We start from the raw sequence: 16,109 nt of genomic DNA on the forward strand, positions 1-16,109 counted from the left end.
ATTTAGTGAAATTGGCATGATAAAAATTGGACACGCGCAGCTTTTCTAACTTCTGCAACGTCTACTTCGAGGGCTTCTGCTACCTGTTCTAAAGTCAACCCCAATTTCAATAACCGAGGTACTGCTTCGAGTTTACCCTCAAGTTTACCCTCAACGCGCCCCTTACGCTCTCCGTCTTCCAAGCCTTCTTGGTAAACCTTTGTTTGTTTCAAATCGCCTAATCCTAACATTGCCTGAATCTCCGCTTGACTCTTGAGAGGAAACTTATAAACAATGATTGTCTCTATTAATTCTACTAATTTTTTCCTGACTTGTTCATCAGGAACTTGTCTACTCCTCTCAATTAAACTCCGAGCTTTTACACTCGCCTATTCTGGTGGTTCAACTACCAACGTAAGAGTTCCTAAACCAATTGATTGATTAGTTAAGTCTCTCAACTCATCTAGGTAAATTACTTGCACTCGTTGACTTTCAAAAAACTCCCAATAGCGTATCGGGATACCAGGATCGAGGCGGCGACTCATCCAAATAACAGTTCCTCGCCAATCGTTGCGTATTTCCGTCTTATCCAGATACATAAAAATTTCCGTGAGGAGACGGGAATAAAGTCCGGTATCTGGTTGAAACTGAAATTCAGTGAAATGAATGGGACGTTCTAAATCTGGTTGTTTGGGTAAAAATGCCCCATCAATGCGAAAATTTGTTTGCTGGGGAGAGTGATCAAATTTGCGATCGCACTCTTAGCCAGCATCGGACTACAATTAGTCAACCCGCAAATTCTGCGTTACTTCATAGACACAGCCGTAGCTGGTGGTTCTGGGCGAAACTTACTTTTAGCCGCTCTACTATTTATAGCTGTAGCTGTCATCACTCAACTCATCACCGTTACTGCTACCTACTACGGCGAAAACGTCGCTTGGAGAGCCACCAACGCTTTACGGGTTGACTTAGTTGAGCATTGTTTGAGACTAGATTTATCCTTTCATAAATACACTACACCCGGTGAATTACTAGAGAGAGTAGACGGAGATGTTCACTCTCTTTCGCAATTCTTTTCCAATTTTACCGTTTACATCTTGGGCAATTTGCTATTGATGTTAGGTGTGATTGTAGTTCTATTTGCCGAAGATTGGCGTGCAGGTTTAGCGATCGCCTTTTTTGCCCTAATAGCCTTATCTACTTTGATACGTCTGCGTTCCATAGCCGTTCCCTATTGGAGAACTTATCGCCAAATTAGTGCCGATTTTTTTGGTTTCGTGGGCGAACAACTCGTTGGGATGGAAGACATCCGTGCTAATGGTGCTAAAAGCTATGTGATGCAACGCTTCCACAAAATTTTGCAAGGCTGGCTACCTGTATATCATCAAGCCCGTTTTGCCAGCACTATTCTTTGGGCGACAACCAACGGTATTTTTACATTAGGAACTGCGATCGCCTTAAGCGTCGGTGCTTACCTTTGGAATCAAAATATTATTACTATTGGTACAGTATATCTACTGTACTACTACACCAACTTACTCAGCGAACCAATCGAGCAAATTCGCAACCAATTTGAAGTCCTCCAACAAGCAGAAGCCAGTATTTACCGGATTCAAGATTTACTACAAGTCAAATCCCAACTCAGTGCAGGAGGTGAACAAAGACTGCCTCAAGGCGCACTTTCTGTAACTTTTGATCACGTTTCCTTTAGCTACAATGACCGGAAATCGGAAGAAAGGGATTTGGTTCTGCAAGACATATCCTTTAATTTACCTGGGGGACAACTATTAGGTTTATTAGGGCGTACAGGTAGCGGTAAATCTTCCCTAGCGCGGTTATTACTGAGATTGTATGACCCAAAATCAGGCTCAATTCACTTAGGAGGTGTGCCAATTAATCAGACTCTTCTCACAGACTTACCTCAAAAAGTGGGCTTAGTCACTCAGGATGTACAACTGTTTCAAACGACAGTTCGCAATAATCTCACCTTTTTCAATCAGAACATCAGCGACGAACGCATCTATGAAACCTTAGAAATATTAGGCTTATCACAATGGTTGCATTCATTACCCCAAGGCTTAGATACAAAGTTAGGGCCCTATGAATACTCTATTGAGATATATTATTTACAGCAGTTAACTGAATTTCGCAGTTATTTCTTTTTATTCATGGAAGCAACACACAAACAGTTGAAAAAAGCTACTGATTAAGTATAAAGTATAATCTTGAAACTTACTGCTCATATCAGCCTATAAATCGAAACATTTATAGAATATACCTTGCTTAAATACTCAATAAATGTATAAAAATTGTCAATTACGATGTTGAAATTGCAAATGTCACATAAGGCACAACTTACTTACCTAAATGACTATATTTTTCAATTAACTACAAGATAATGACAAGAGCAACCACAGCATCACCCAAAAACTGGAACACACCGAAAATATCGCCATTAGTGGGTCTGATTCTAGGCATACTTATCCTGCTAACTTGCTTGGTGTACAGTGTTACATTGGGTGCGGCAGAAATACCGTTAAACAAGATTCTGGAATCCTTTATCACCTTTGATGGTTCATATGAACATTTAGTGATTCAGACAGTGAGATTACCGCGATCGCTTGTTGCTCTTTTGGTAGGTGCAGCCTTAGCAGTCGCCGGGGCATTAATGCAGGGTTTGACACGCAACCCTCTAGCTGATCCGGGGATTTTGGGGATTGAATCGGGGGCTGCATTGGCTGTAGTTGCCACAATTTTTGTGTTTGGTAGCTCATCCTTGAGTGTTTTGACTATTGTGGCCTTTTTAGGTGCAGGAGTCACCGCTATATTAGTTTACTTCCTTGGTTCTCTGGGGCGAGGAGGAGCTACACCATTAAATATCACCGTAGCAGGCGCAGCGATCACGGCTCTGATTTCTTCACTCACCACGGCTATTCTCATCGTCAGTCAACGCACCTTAGAAGAAATTAGATTTTGGTTGGCTGGTTCTTTAGCTGGAAGGGATTTCAACATATTATTGTCAGCATTGCCTTTTGTTGTTATTGGCTTAGTAGTGGCCTTTGCCCTTGGTGGACAAATTACTACTATGAGTCTGGGTGAAGACGTAGCTAAAGGCCTGGGTCAACAGACAGCTTGGGTGAAAATCACGACAGCCGTCAGCGTTGTTTTACTGGCGGGAAGTTCCGTATCTCTGGCTGGGCCAATTGGCTTTATTGGCTTAGTTGTTCCCCACATGGTGAGATTTTTCATCAAAGCTGATTACCGTTGGATTTTGCCTTACTCCGCAGTGGCGGGTGCAACTTTACTCTTAGTTGCTGATGTCGCTGCGCGTATCTTACTCAAACCTCAAGAATTACCTGTGGGAGTAATGACAGCACTAGTTGGTGCGCCCTTTTTTGTCTACTTGGCTAAGTCAAAGGTGAAGAAATGAAGGTAGATTGGCTCGTCATTCGTTCCGAGGCGATATCTTTTCGCATAGACCGACGCGTACCACTGATGCTGCTTTGCTTGGCAGTAGTAATTGCGATCGCGATGGTGATCAATGTGGGTAGGGGTGAGTATCCCATCTCTCCCTTAGATATCGTCAAAACTGTATTTGGTATAGATACAGGCAATCCAGACCATGCTTTTGTGATTCACAATCTGCGTCTACCTCGTACCCTTATCGCTTTTATGGTGGGGGTAGCACTGGCAATTTCTGGTACTATCTTTCAAGGACTGACACGTAACCCCTTAGCTGACCCTGGGATTATTGGCATCAATGCCGGCGCGAGTCTGGCAGCTGTGACAGTTATTATTTTATTTCCGGCTGCACCCATTTACACCTTGCCTCTATCAGCCTTTGCTGGGGCTTTATTGATGGCGATGCTCATTTACTCCCTAGCTTGGAATAATGGTAGTTCCCCCATTTTGTTAATTTTAATGGGCGTGGGGTTGTCTGCGATCGCCAGCGCATTTACCAGCTTGATGATTACCTTTGGCGAAATCTACAGCGTCAGTGATGCCCTTGTATGGTTGGCTGGTAGTGTCTACGGACGCACCTGGGAGCAAGTCTTTTCCTTCTTACCTTGGTTAATTGTATTCGTACCGATGGCGTTGACATTGGCAAGGCATTTGAACGCCTTAAATTTAGGAGATGATGTTGCCAAAGGTTTAGGTAGCCGGGTGGAATGGCAACGTGGTTTACTCGTGCTAGTGGGTGTAGCCTTAGCCGGTGCAGGAGTCGCCACGGCGGGAATGATTGGTTTTGTCGGTTTAATTGCACCCCATTTAGGCAGACAGTTGGTAGGTACAAATCATGAAGGCTTGATTCCTACCTCTGCATTGTTAGGGGGAGTGATTGTTGTCGCAGCAGATTTGCTAGGCAGAACCTTGTTTGCACCTATAGAAATTCCTTGTGGGGTCGTGACTGCTGCTATCGGTGCGCCTTATTTTCTCTATTTGTTAATTCGTAATCGGAAGAAATAGATCAATTCAAAATTCAAAATTCAAAATTCACTACGGGAAGCAAGCTACAAAATTCAGAAATTTCTCGCTCCTTGCCTCCTACCTCCTGCCTCCTTCAAAATTAAAAACGGTAACAACTATGAAAGGATTATCAACCAAGGGTCTGTCTTTAGCTTACGATGGTGCGCCAATTATTCGTGACCTGAATTTGTCAATTCCTACGGGACAAATTAGTGCTTTAGTCGGTGCAAATGGTTGTGGTAAATCAACTTTATTACGAGGTCTAGCTAGACTTCTTAAACCCTATGGCGGTACAGTCTACCTTGATGGGCAATCTATTTTTAATCTTTCTACTAAGGATGTAGCGAAGCAATTAGGTATCTTACCGCAAGGCCCAGTTGCGCCGGAAGGATTAACAGTCAGAGATTTGGTAGCACAAGGACGCTATCCTTATCAAAATTGGTTACAGCAGTGGTCAGAAAAAGATGAAAAAATTGTCCAACAGGCACTAGAAATTACAAGTTTATTAGAGTTGGACGACAGAGGATTAGATACTTTATCTGGTGGACAACGACAACGTGCTTGGATTGCAATGGCATTAGCACAAGATACAGATATTTTACTGTTAGATGAACCGACTACTTTTTTAGATTTGGCACATCAGATAGAAGTTTTAGATTTATTATATGAATTGAACCAACATCAGAGACGGACTATTGTCATGGTGTTGCATGATTTAAATCAGGCTTGTCGTTATGCAGATTATCTAGTTGTTGTGAAACAAGGGCGGATTTTCACGGCTGGAGAACCCCAGCAGGTAATGACTGAAGAGATGGTACAAGAGGTTTTTGGCTTAGAGTGTCGTGTTGTGGCTGACCCAGTTGTGGGGACACCAATGTGTATTCCCATAGGACGCAAGGGAGAAAGGAAACTGCAAGCAAAATCTTCTCATCTGTAATGTCATGGAAAAAGTGGGCGAGATGTCCACTTTCTCCCAATTCAAATCCTCTAATTACGCCTCTGGAGCAATTGGTTCTTGCAAAAAAAACTTGTAAGCAGCTACAGCTTTATGAAAATTTATTAGTAATAATGATACTGCTATCGTTGATTTTTAGCCTAGAATATTTGAATATACAAAAAAGATAAAAAAAATGTTTAGTTGATCAAGTAAAATAGTACTATCAAGCCCTTGATTGAGGATCACCAACCAATCTGCACGCAGAATAACTTGGGGACGATGGCTAGTCCTTCTACGTCCAATCAAATTTCCACCTCCGCAAACAACCTCTAATTCTGAGTCGTTTAGTTCTGGGTACTTAACAGTATTTTGGCTATTGATTTTGGTGTCGTTATTGGAATTATTTACAGATTGAGTATTCATGATTAACATCCTAATTTGAGTTATTTCGACTTGTTGAAGCTTGATTTTTTCTGCTTCACAATTACCATAATGGAATCAGAGCAAATAATTGTCGATACAGAAAAGCTAAGGACTTATCTGGCTTAACTGACTTAACTTAATTGAGTGAAATAGCAATAAACTGCACCTGTGGCTGAGAAAGAGGGCGAAAAGTTAAGTAAATCGACTTTGTGCTAAATCCTTAACTTTTATACATCGACATTCATTTCTAGAAATCCTATAAATAAATCATTGCTGAAACACAAAATCAAATGTTGCAGCAAAACAGCACTTAATTCACTTACAATAGCGATTAGGAAAATGGAAATAAATTATCAATTATTACCCTATGAATGCGATGATACTTTATCTAAAGGAACAACAGCAAAAGTATCTTTAAAGTATCGTGGTGCTGCTTACAATATTAACTGTTCAGTTGTTAACCAAAATGTACCAACATATCAAACTCTAATTTATCGTGGCGCACTTTATATTAAAAACCAAGTTATATCTACAATTTCCCAACCACGGAGAAGTTTAAAATATCGGGGTGTGATTTACTCTTAATTTTTCTTAAAATCCACAAATTAAAACTAAATGTAACGCCGCTTCTATAAAGGCGGTGGTATTCCCTATTCTGCCTAAATTTACTAATCAAAGGATACTCACATGGCAACTTTTACTGTTACTACACTCAATGATGTTGTTAATCCCACAGACGGGCTGTTAAGTTTACGAGAAGCTGTCACAGCCGCAGAAGCCTTACCTGGAACTGATACCATCGTCATTAATAGCATTGCTCAACTAAATAGTCCAATTGTCATCAGACAAGGCAATAACATTAACTTCCAGGGGAATGGGACTAGCTTTACTGGCTTCAATGGACAGGGGCGCACTTCCCTATTTCTCATTGATAACAGCACTGTTACATTTAATAATTTGCAGATTAACAGGGGTCTTGCTCAAGGAGGAAACGGCAGTCGAGGCGGTGGTGGCGGTTTAGGGGCTGGAGGAGGCCTGTTTCTGAATCCAGGTGCTAATGTCACAGCAGATAATGTCGTGTTTTTTGATAACCGAGCAGTCGGAGGTAATAGTTTTGCTGGTCGTGGCGACGGTGGGCGGGGTGGAAATGATTCCTCGGCTGGAAGCAATGGCTTTCCGGGTGGTAGTGGTGGCTTACCAAGTTTCTTCGCTATTGGTGGTATCGTCCCAAGTAGCGGCGGTAGCGGTGGTGCTGCCGGTCGGATAGTCGGAACTACAGGCTTGGGAGCTGGTGGGGGTGTGAGTGGTGGCTCAGGAGGCTTTGGGGTCGCTGGTGGTAGTGGCGGCGGCGGCGGCGGCGGTGCTGGCGGTGCTGGTGCTTTCCGAAATGCTACTGGTGGTGGCGGCGGTGGCGGTGGTGGTTTTGGTGGCTACGGTGGTGGCGGTGGCGGCGGCGGCGGTGGTGGCGGCGGCGGTGCTAACGTGTTGGGAGGACAAGCTCGCCCCGGTGGTGCTGGCGGTTCTGGGGGCGTAGGTGGCGCATTTGCTGGGGCTGGACGCGCTGGGGCGAATGGAGGTAATGGTCGCTCAACCTTTACTGGTAACAGTCCAGGTAACGGCGGTGTGGGAGGACAAGGCGGCGGTGGCGCAGGTTTAGGAGGTGCAGTCTTTGTCTCTAACGGCGCAATCTTCAACGTCAGGAACAGTTCATTTCTCTTCAATTCTGCTGTTGGTGGTACTGGCTTTCAGAATGGTCAAGGACGAGGAGGTGCAATCTTCGTTCAATCGGGGGGTAGATTGCGGGATATGGGCGGAGTCAGTTTCATCCAAAATTCTGCATCAACGGCGAATGCTGATAGCAATATCTATCCAGTCAAAGTCAACCGTGGTGATCGCACTATTGAGGTAGAAGGGTTTCAGGGAGTAGGACGGGGAAGCAATCCCTCGCTGGAAGTGCGGGAAACCTTTGATGAACTCATATTTACAGGAGAGGGTTTAGTTGCCAAAAACTTGCTCCTTACCCAAACTGGTGATGATTTAGTTGTCAGTTTTGAAGGGGTTGATGATACCCAAGTGATTCTCAAGGACTTTGCTCTAGAAAACCTGGATAACTTGCCGATTCCCGGTGGTCAACACGGTCAAATTGGTAACATTCTGTTTGATGGTGATGAAACCCTGCAAGATAGTTTTGATGTCTTCAATGCAGACTCCACCCAAAACACCATTTGGAATCGCAACACCGTCACCTTTCTGAATGATTTAGATAATGATGTGCGCGGTTTTAATAACTCCGATGACGTAATTAACGGTCAGGGTGGTGATGACATTATTTGGGGTTTGAGTGGCGATGATATTTTGCGCGGTGGTGAAGGTAACGACACCCTTCATGGTGGCACTGGTGCAGATATTCTGATTGGTGGTTTGGGAGATGATACTCTGTATTTGGGAAGCGATCGCCAAATTGATAAAGTAATATATCGCCTGGGTGATGGCAGTGATATTATCAATCAATTCCGGCGTGGCGCTGGTGGCGATTTATTGCAATTTGAAGGTATTGATGCGATAGATGTCGTAGTGAATCGTGGCAATACCTACTTCCACTTAGGTGACGGCGTAGCTGGTAATAGCGGATTTGGTGCAGGTGAATTATTGGCTGAGTTACGAGGTGTCACTGGTTTTGCTGCCGATAATCTCAATTTGAATCTGGCATCTGGCAATACTGCCCAGTTTTTGTTTGCATAATACAAAATAGCGTAGGCGTAGCTTGCCGTAGGCATCGCCTGTTCAATACTGATAATATTATGCAAAGGTTAGAGAGTTGAACCAATCCTTAAACCCTCTAACTTTTTGATATCTTCACATTTGTTAGCTTGGCGTATGGCGGAATATGGGACAATAAATTGGGTTTTTTTATTCTGATGACACTTGCTATTTGCAAAAAATGCCCCCTAATCCAAAGTTAACTAAGGGGCAAATTTTAAGATTGCGATCGCTCTTTTACAATTCGCCAGTTTTCATCAGTGATTTAGTCTTAACTTGCCGATGCCAACCACGCCCTAGCCACAGTAAACCAGCAAATGCCAGCAAACCAACACTAGCAACAGGTTCGGGAACTCTTTCTACAGTAATTCGAGCTACCTGATAGCCTGGGGTGAGGAAGTTAGCATTCGCAAATCTCGGATCATCTAAAATACCACCACTACCAGCAGGTAAGAAACCGCCAAACTCTGAAGCTAGGCGAACTACGCCATTTTCATCAACACCAGTATTAGGGGTTTGTTGACCAAAGAAAGCTGTATTTTGAGGTAATTCATCATTGACTTCTGTACCACCGTCCAGCACTTGAGAACCCAGTACCAAAAAGTCAGTCCCGATGAATTTACCTGCTTCATCGAAAATAGGATGAGCTAGAGGATTACCATTAGCGATGAAGAAATCGTTACTGGGAATCACCATTGAGATATAACTAAAAAAGCGGCCACTGTTGCGAACTGCTTCATAATCGAAATCAAATGTAGCAGTCTCACCTGGATCAATTGGCCCTGGAATCCCATTATTTCCCAAGATTGTAGCTTGAACGTCACCCGCGCCAAAATTGGCGAACTGAGTTGTAATTTCTGCTGTTGCACCATCTTCAACAACACTTTCTGTACCCGGAAAATTAGGGTTTAAAGGTGCATTGCGATCGTAAGTATCAAAATTGCCATTGTGAAAGCCAACCCACAGAGGAGTCAAGAAAGTACCTCCTTGGGGTGCTAGATTCTCAATCTTGACTCTCAGAGTAGCTGCTGTTGCCGATGTTGCCAACATCAATGCTGAACTCATGGCTAAGATGGTGCTGGTAATTACTCTATTTTTCCAGCAGTTTTTCGTCTGATTTTTCATGATTAGGCTCTCAATAATTGTAAGTCTTCATTTTTATATCGCCTAATCAATCAGCAGTCGATTTATAAAAGTTATGTAGTTTTTGAATTACCGCTAACTTAACTTTTCTGTATTGATTGAGAAGTTAATAGCATGAGTGTGCCATCGTTGTGAATCTCCCGGCTTCTAGCCTGGTAGAGTGTCAATATAGCGGTTCTCAGTTGGGTGCAATATAGTAACACCAGTGGGTAAACCAGCCAATAATGTCTTTTTTAGTCACAGCATTGAAGGCATCTGTAATCGCTTGATCTAATTCTTGATAAGTTCTTGCAGCAAGCGAACGCAAAAACTCTTTCACCTTAGACCAACAGTTTTCAATTGGTGAAAAATCAGGAGAATAAGGAGCCAATCAGCGACTCATAGCAAAAATTTGTTCAGCCGTTAGGGGAATGTTCGGAAACAATCTCGAATCAATTCGATTATTTTCTTGAAGCACCTTTGGGAGTAAATACTCGCCATCTTCAAGTTGGTAAATTGTAATAGTTGGCTGCTTAGGAGAGCCAATGAAGCGAATACCACCGAAAGCGGCATAGTCCACAATAATGTATTCTAAAACGCCTAAATCCTCTCTTCGAGACGCTACGCGAACATATTCAGCAAGTTTTGTTAGGTAGTCGTCCTTCCAATTGTTACTAACAACCTCAATAATTCCGGGTGGGGGAATATATGCAGCAGCAGAACTAGAGGTAGTTTTCATCCGTTGCCATTCGTCCCTAGCAAATATGACAATATCAGCTTTTCGGCTTTTTTCTTTTTCTCCTGGTGCTGTTTTGAGCCGAACCTGCTTAGACTGGCGCGACACATACGGCAGGTTATTTTCTTGGCAGTGATTTTCGAGGTAGGCACACAGCCTCTGAATTAAATCTTCGTGATTGGCATTTGGTTCTGATAATGGCACAGGAATCCCATCCAATAATTCAAACTCTCTGCCTGAACCATCATCCCAGGCAAGAAATTCTGCAAAAGTCAGTGGTTGTGTGAAGGTTGCATACATCGCACTCGCTCCATTGCTGACAGGTACTTCACTCAATGCTACCAAGATGTATAGCTTTGTCTACCATAATTATCAGGTTGTAGTGAATCGGTAAGGCGATCGCGAAAAATTTATTTATAGTTTATTTTCTGATAGCATGATAACCGTGTAGGAGATTATCAAGAGATGAGAGTTCCAAAGCATAAATATCCTTCGCATCCCGGTGAAATATTACTCAAAGATTTCCTAGAACCAATGGAAATATCACAACGAGAACTTGCAGATGCAATTCACGTTCCTTACCAGCAAATTAATGAGATTGTAAATCAAAAGCAGGGTGTTACGCCTAGTACAGCATTACGGTTAGCAAAATTTTTTGGCAATAGTTCAAAAGTTCTGAAGCAACGGCTTGAAGTTGGGTAATAGAGGGCGATCGCTTCGCCAAAGGCTTTAACTAACGTAATTGTTGAGTGTAGTGCGATCGCCTGGCTACATTACTTAGCCTGTATGTTATGCTAGACACTTTTGAAGCTATGGAGGATACAGGCGTGTCAGATAGCTTGTTTAGCGCATTGCGTAAATATCCCAAAAGCCAAGAACTTGATCCTATTGAGAATTTTATTACTGAAGGTTTTGCTTGGCTTTTGAGAAATAAAGAGTTGCTTGCTCGTGAGTTTATAGATTATCTCAATCAAAAATTACCAGAACCTCTTCCTTTAACTCACATATTACCTGAGTGGAAAACACAACATACATTTCCTGGTGGACAAATAGATATGGTGGCAGATTTTGGTCAATTTGCCTTGATATTTGAACACAAGATATGGTCATATTTAAGCCCAGGTCAATTAGATAAATATCGTGACTATGCAGAAAGTAACTTAAAATGGTCACAAAAATATAAATTAATTCTAATTACTGGATTAACTCGACAACATGAACAACAGCCTGATTTAGCTCTGACTTGGAGTGATGTATATAAGTTTTTGAAACATTGGTTAGAAACAAAATCAGAGGATAGTCTAGTTCATGATTTTATAGATATGCTTGCAGAGGAAAATTTAGGCCCAGCAGCACCAGTATCTTATGAAAGTATAGTTTCTTATTTACCTGCTCAATCACTACTACCTAACCTAAAAAACATGACATTACGTGCTGCTGAAGCCAATTGGTGTTGGGTAGCAGAAAGAATTGGATTTGAAAAAGATGCACTTATTCCTTGTGTACCAGTGAAATACCAGTGGGGGCGATTAGGATTGGATCTTTTAGATGGTTGGTTCCCAGGTATATTTATTGGTACTCTTATAGATGGCTTTGATCATCACGTGCAACTTTCAAATTTTCATCTAGGCCCAGATTTTTGTCTAATTTTAGCTTTTCATATTGAAAAGTGGGAGCGATTTGAAGGACATTTTTTTAATTCTGATGAATATACTAAACTGCGCTCAAGATTGAAAGAGAATTCTGGTACATGGGATTTTCACGATCATAGATTTGAAGCAACTAGACCAAATCATTGGCATAATCTACATTTAAGAAAACCTCTAGCTGAGGTTTTACGAGGTACTATAACCTTTGATGATCAAGTTGAAAGATTTATTTCTCAAGGTCGTGAAGTTATTGAATTGCTGCTTGCTGGTGGTGAATTAGAAGCTTTAATAAATCGGCTTCATCCTGTTGCTAGAAATAGTATATCTCCTGTTTAGTAAGTTGTTATGAGGCGATCGCAGACTTTGTAAGCTGGTGTAGAGATCGCTTCATCTGCTAAATTAAGGAGAGTTTTTGGTAATGCGATGTCTACGACGGGCTACGCCTACGCACAAACCCCTTTCATCTTCCTTAATATCTGCACTATTCTGCAAATAATCCCTGACACAATTACAAGCCTGCACCAACAATTTCTCTGGACTGGAATCAAAATCTAAATTCCAGAGAGTGACTTTACCCAGAGAATCGGAAGAAGCTAAAACCTGACCATCCTGGCTCAAACTCACGCTTTTAACCCCAGCATCCAGACCTGCAAGGGTTTGCAGCACTTCTCCTTTACCGTTCCACAGCTTGACTGTCATGTCTTCACTGACTGTAGCAATGGTTTCTCCATTCGGGCTAAAACTCACTGCATTTACCTCACCCCCATGTCCCCGCAGAGTCAATAGTTCTTTACCCTCTCGGTTCCAGAGTTTCACGGTTTTATCTTTACTGGCTGTGGCGATAATCTGACTATCTGGACTGAAACTTACAGCCTGTATCCCAGCTTGATGTCCTTTGAGGGTAACTAATTCTTGTCCCCGACGATTCCAGAGTTTAGCAGTTCCATCTTCACTTGCGGTAGCAATAATTTGTCCATCTGGACTGAAACTAACACTTCTCACACCAGCTTGATGTCCGTGCAAAGTCATGATTTCCTTACCAGCCAAATTCCACAGTTTAACTGTTGTATCCCAGCTTGCACTAGCGATGGTTTGACCATCAGGGCTAAAACTCGCACTTCTGACATCTGCTTGATGTCCGCGCAAAGTCGCTATTTCTTTTCCAGATAAATTCCATAGTTTTACGGTTTTATCTCGGCTGGCAGTAGCGATAATTTGACCATCGGGGCTGAACTGGAGACTTCTAAGGGTATCACTATGACCGTTAAGTGTTACTAGTTCCTGTCCTTTGCGATTCCAGAGTTTCGCCATTGTGTAACGACCAGTTGTACCCAGAGTTTTACCATCTGGACTAAAACTAACACTCCCCGCAGCAGCTTCACCAAGATTGAAATTTAGGGATTGGAATTTTCCTGCTTCCCCATTATCCATATTCCACAATCTCACAGTCCCATCTTCGCCACTGCTGGCTACAAGTTTTCCATCTTTACTCACGTTGACACCCCAGACAGCATCAGTATGTCCCCAAAAAACTTGCAATTCTTCACCTTTGGGATTCCAAAGTCGCACGGTTTTATCCCAGCTTGCAGTAGCAATAGTTTGACCATCCCGGCTGAATACTGCACTCGCCACAGTATCACTATGACCTCGTAGTGTTGCTAGTTCTTTCCCTTGTAAATCCCAAATTTTCGCGGTCTTGTCTCGACTTGCTGTTACTAGGTTTTTGCCATCCTCACTGAAATTAACATACATTACCCAATTCTTATGGCCTCCCAGAGACAATAATTCTTTGCCATCTAAAGACCAAACCTTTGCTGTACCATCTCGACTAGCGGTAGCAATCATGTTTCCCTTGGGGCTGAAATGGACAGCAACAACTGGGGCTTTATGGGTAGGAAAGGATTTTAACTCCTGTCCTTGAATATTCCAGAGTCTCATTGTCCCATTCCATTCCATTGATGCCACTGTCTTACTATCAGGGCTAAATCCGACACACGCCACCCAATCTTGATGATTTAAGGTGGCAATTTCTTGACCATCCTCCACACGCCAGACTTTCACGGTTTTATCTCGACTAGCACTGACCACCATCTTACCGTCGGGGCTAAAATTAACGCTCCACACTGCATCCGTATGACCACGCAGAGTATGCAATAATTTACCGTCACGCTGCCAAATTTTCACAGTTTTATCCCAACTGGCACTGGCGAGCTTTTGCCCATCAGGACTGAATTTCACCCGTGTAACAACATCACCATGACCCAGCAAACGATTGCGTTCACGTACCCAATATAGAGACTGACGTAAATTCTTTTCTACCTGCACCTGTAATTCTGTATCTGCGTTTTTCCAACCAATCTGGTTTAACTTGATACCAGCCTTGAGACTTTCGAGTAAAGCATCAAAGTTATTATGGGACTCAAAAGCTGTTTCTGAGGAGAGAGTCAAGGCTTTAATCTCGCCTAAGCTTACTTGTCGCTTTTGTTGCGCGGTTTGCCATGTGAGTAACCCGGAGATTCCCAAGAGAGTCACAGCGAGAACAGACAGCACCGATAACCCCATCATTCCCCGGCGAATCGTTTGTTTCGCTTGCTGTTCGGCGGTTAGAAGGATTTGGTTTGCTTGTTGAGATGCAATTAACGCACTTTGTACTTCACGTTTCTCTAGTTCCTCACTAGCGGCTAAAAAGCGATAATCCATGTTACTCAAACTCTTGCCCTTTGCCCAAGTTTGAGCATCCTTGAGGGTTTGTCCACGCAGCAGGTTGGTTTCATCCTGATAATTTGAGGCTACCCAAGCGTTAATTAAATCTGCGTAGGGACGTAACTTTTTTAATTGCTTTTCTACCCACTCTAAATTAAAAACTTCTTGATATATGCGATTGTAAACTTGTAAGCTCCCTTGTTTTTTAACAACTAACCCTGATAAAAGCAATTCGATTTTTTCTGGTGAATCATCGGCTGGCACACCACCGTTTTGTAAGATTTGCAGATACAGTCCCAATAATCTGCTTGCCCGTTGTTCGTGACAAAGTAATCTGTCGCGGATGGTTCTTAAATGGGGTGGTTCATCCAGGGAAGCCCAATTTTCGACGATATGCGATCGCACTATAGCAGATACTTGATCGGCAACTGCTTGACTTGGAGTCAATATCTCGTGCATCAGTTTCTTCAAAAAAGGGGATTCTATGGCAGAAAGGCTTTCCTGTTGTGCTGTTTCTCCCACCCAATGCTGTGCGATTAATTGAGAGAGTTTCTGAGTTAAAAATGGTTGGCCTCCTGTCCAAGCCAGTATTTCTTTCATGACTGCTTGAGGATTTTCTACTGTATTGGCCAATCCTATTTCTAAAGGTTGAACTTCTGCCAGATTAAACCCATTTAACTCAATTGCTCGCCCAATATTAAACGGTGTGCGAGTTTTATTTGTAATTAAATCGGAAGGCGTAGCTACTCCCAGCAGCGCAAAAGTAAAACGCTTATGTTCGTGACAAGCACGAATCAGGGCAAAAAAATCATCAGTATTAAATGGCAAGCTAATAGTACTGTCGATTTCATCAAAGAAAATCACAATCGGCTGCTGAATTAATTCCGGTAAAACAGATTGTAATAATTCAGCCAAGCGACCGACTGGGGACAGGTCTTGTCTTTCTCCTAACCAATTGCGGACATTAATTTCAGTAGAAAGCTGGAAACTCCGCACCAGTCGCATAATGATATCTGCATACCACTGGCCAGGAGTGATGTTGCTGTTGCCAATTCCTGACAGGTCAACTGTTGTACAAGCAATACCATTCTCTTGCAGACGTTTAGCCACCTGCACCCGCAAGCTAGATTTACCCATCTGCCGACAGTTGAGAACGTAACAAAACTCACCTGCTTTTAGAGCATTGTAAAGTTCTTCGTCTGCCTGCCGTACTACATAGCTGGGTGCATCAACTCTGAGGCGACCGCCAACTTGATATTCGTAGGATGAAGTTAGTTTTTGCACGGGTATCCCTGCCTGACAATTCTGAATTGATGCGATACGTTACAAAGTT

13 protein-coding genes and 1 pseudogene are annotated in these 16,109 nt (G+C 42.7%); 8 read left to right on the top strand and 6 right to left on the bottom strand.

Translation table 11 applies throughout. The features are described 5' to 3' along the window. Positions 1 to 2 precede the first annotated feature (2 nt). A pseudogene (locus ACM0OR_RS08865) lies at positions 3 to 692 on the bottom strand (Rpn family recombination-promoting nuclease/putative transposase). Positions 693 to 704: 12 nt separating this feature from the next. On the opposite strand from ACM0OR_RS08865, the gene ACM0OR_RS08870 reads away from it, so the two are divergent. The 4 genes from ACM0OR_RS08870 (at position 705) to ACM0OR_RS08885 (ending at position 5,383) form a co-directional block, all read left to right on the top strand. After that, on the top strand, positions 705 to 2,189 hold the full coding sequence (locus ACM0OR_RS08870) for an ABC transporter ATP-binding protein (RefSeq protein ID WP_414575931.1): 1,485 nt from the start codon (positions 705 to 707) through the stop codon (positions 2,187 to 2,189). Positions 2,190 to 2,377: 188 nt separating this feature from the next. Continuing rightward, a complete protein-coding gene (locus ACM0OR_RS08875; protein WP_414575932.1) occupies positions 2,378 to 3,409 on the top strand; it encodes a FecCD family ABC transporter permease in 1,032 nt (343 codons plus the stop codon). After that, positions 3,406 to 4,446 (top strand): FecCD family ABC transporter permease, encoded by a 1,041-nt coding sequence (locus ACM0OR_RS08880; protein WP_414575933.1) that lies wholly within the window; start codon positions 3,406 to 3,408, stop codon positions 4,444 to 4,446. Before ACM0OR_RS08875 ends, ACM0OR_RS08880 begins: the two co-directional genes overlap by 4 nt. Before the next feature lie 118 nt (positions 4,447 to 4,564). Continuing rightward, positions 4,565 to 5,383 carry an ABC transporter ATP-binding protein gene (locus ACM0OR_RS08885; protein WP_414575934.1) on the top strand — a complete coding sequence of 273 codons (819 nt, stop codon included), beginning with the start codon at positions 4,565 to 4,567 and terminating at the stop codon, positions 5,381 to 5,383. 153 nt (positions 5,384 to 5,536) lie between these two features. Here the strand turns inward: ACM0OR_RS08885 and ACM0OR_RS08890 are convergent, their stop codons facing one another. After that, positions 5,537 to 5,806 carry a hypothetical protein gene (locus ACM0OR_RS08890; RefSeq protein ID WP_414575935.1) on the bottom strand — a complete coding sequence of 90 codons (270 nt, stop codon included), beginning with the start codon at positions 5,804 to 5,806 and terminating at the stop codon, positions 5,537 to 5,539. 339 nt (positions 5,807 to 6,145) lie between these two features. On the opposite strand from ACM0OR_RS08890, the gene ACM0OR_RS08895 reads away from it, so the two are divergent. After that, positions 6,146 to 6,391, top strand: a complete 246-nt coding sequence (locus tag ACM0OR_RS08895; RefSeq protein ID WP_414575936.1) for a DUF4278 domain-containing protein — start codon at positions 6,146 to 6,148, stop codon at positions 6,389 to 6,391. 102 nt (positions 6,392 to 6,493) lie between these two features. Continuing rightward, positions 6,494 to 8,548, top strand: a complete 2,055-nt coding sequence (locus ACM0OR_RS08900; RefSeq protein WP_414575937.1) for a hypothetical protein — start codon at positions 6,494 to 6,496, stop codon at positions 8,546 to 8,548. A gap of 255 nt (positions 8,549 to 8,803) precedes the next feature. On the opposite strand, the gene ACM0OR_RS08905 is transcribed toward ACM0OR_RS08900, so the two are convergent. From ACM0OR_RS08905 to ACM0OR_RS08915, 3 genes are all read right to left on the bottom strand, one after another. After that, positions 8,804 to 9,691 (bottom strand): spondin domain-containing protein, encoded by an 888-nt coding sequence (locus tag ACM0OR_RS08905; protein ID WP_414575938.1) that lies wholly within the window; start codon positions 9,689 to 9,691, stop codon positions 8,804 to 8,806. Positions 9,692 to 9,887: 196 nt separating this feature from the next. Continuing rightward, on the bottom strand, positions 9,888 to 10,016 hold the full coding sequence (locus ACM0OR_RS08910) for a hypothetical protein (RefSeq protein WP_414575939.1): 129 nt from the start codon (positions 10,014 to 10,016) through the stop codon (positions 9,888 to 9,890). A 63-nt stretch (positions 10,017 to 10,079) separates the two neighbouring features. Beyond that, positions 10,080 to 10,724 (bottom strand): Uma2 family endonuclease, encoded by a 645-nt coding sequence (locus tag ACM0OR_RS08915; protein WP_414575940.1) that lies wholly within the window; start codon positions 10,722 to 10,724, stop codon positions 10,080 to 10,082. A gap of 165 nt (positions 10,725 to 10,889) precedes the next feature. Here ACM0OR_RS08915 and ACM0OR_RS08920 point away from each other — a divergent pair, with 165 nt between their 5' ends. Continuing rightward, entirely contained in the window at positions 10,890 to 11,126 is a 237-nt protein-coding gene (locus ACM0OR_RS08920) for a HigA family addiction module antitoxin (protein WP_414575941.1), read from the top strand. A 125-nt stretch (positions 11,127 to 11,251) separates the two neighbouring features. After that, a complete protein-coding gene (locus ACM0OR_RS08925) occupies positions 11,252 to 12,409 on the top strand; it encodes a hypothetical protein (protein ID WP_414575942.1) in 1,158 nt (385 codons plus the stop codon). A gap of 63 nt (positions 12,410 to 12,472) precedes the next feature. Here ACM0OR_RS08925 and ACM0OR_RS08930 read toward each other — a convergent pair whose 3' ends face one another. Next, complete coding sequence (locus tag ACM0OR_RS08930) at positions 12,473 to 16,060, bottom strand: AAA-like domain-containing protein (protein ID WP_414575943.1); 3,588 nt, start codon at positions 16,058 to 16,060, stop codon at positions 12,473 to 12,475. Between the last annotated feature and the right edge of the window lie 49 nt (positions 16,061 to 16,109).

The sequence above is a fragment of the Anabaena sp. CCY 9402-a genome (assembly GCF_963920945.1).
In the GTDB taxonomy this organism is placed as follows: domain Bacteria; phylum Cyanobacteriota; class Cyanobacteriia; order Cyanobacteriales; family Nostocaceae; genus Trichormus; species Trichormus minutissimus.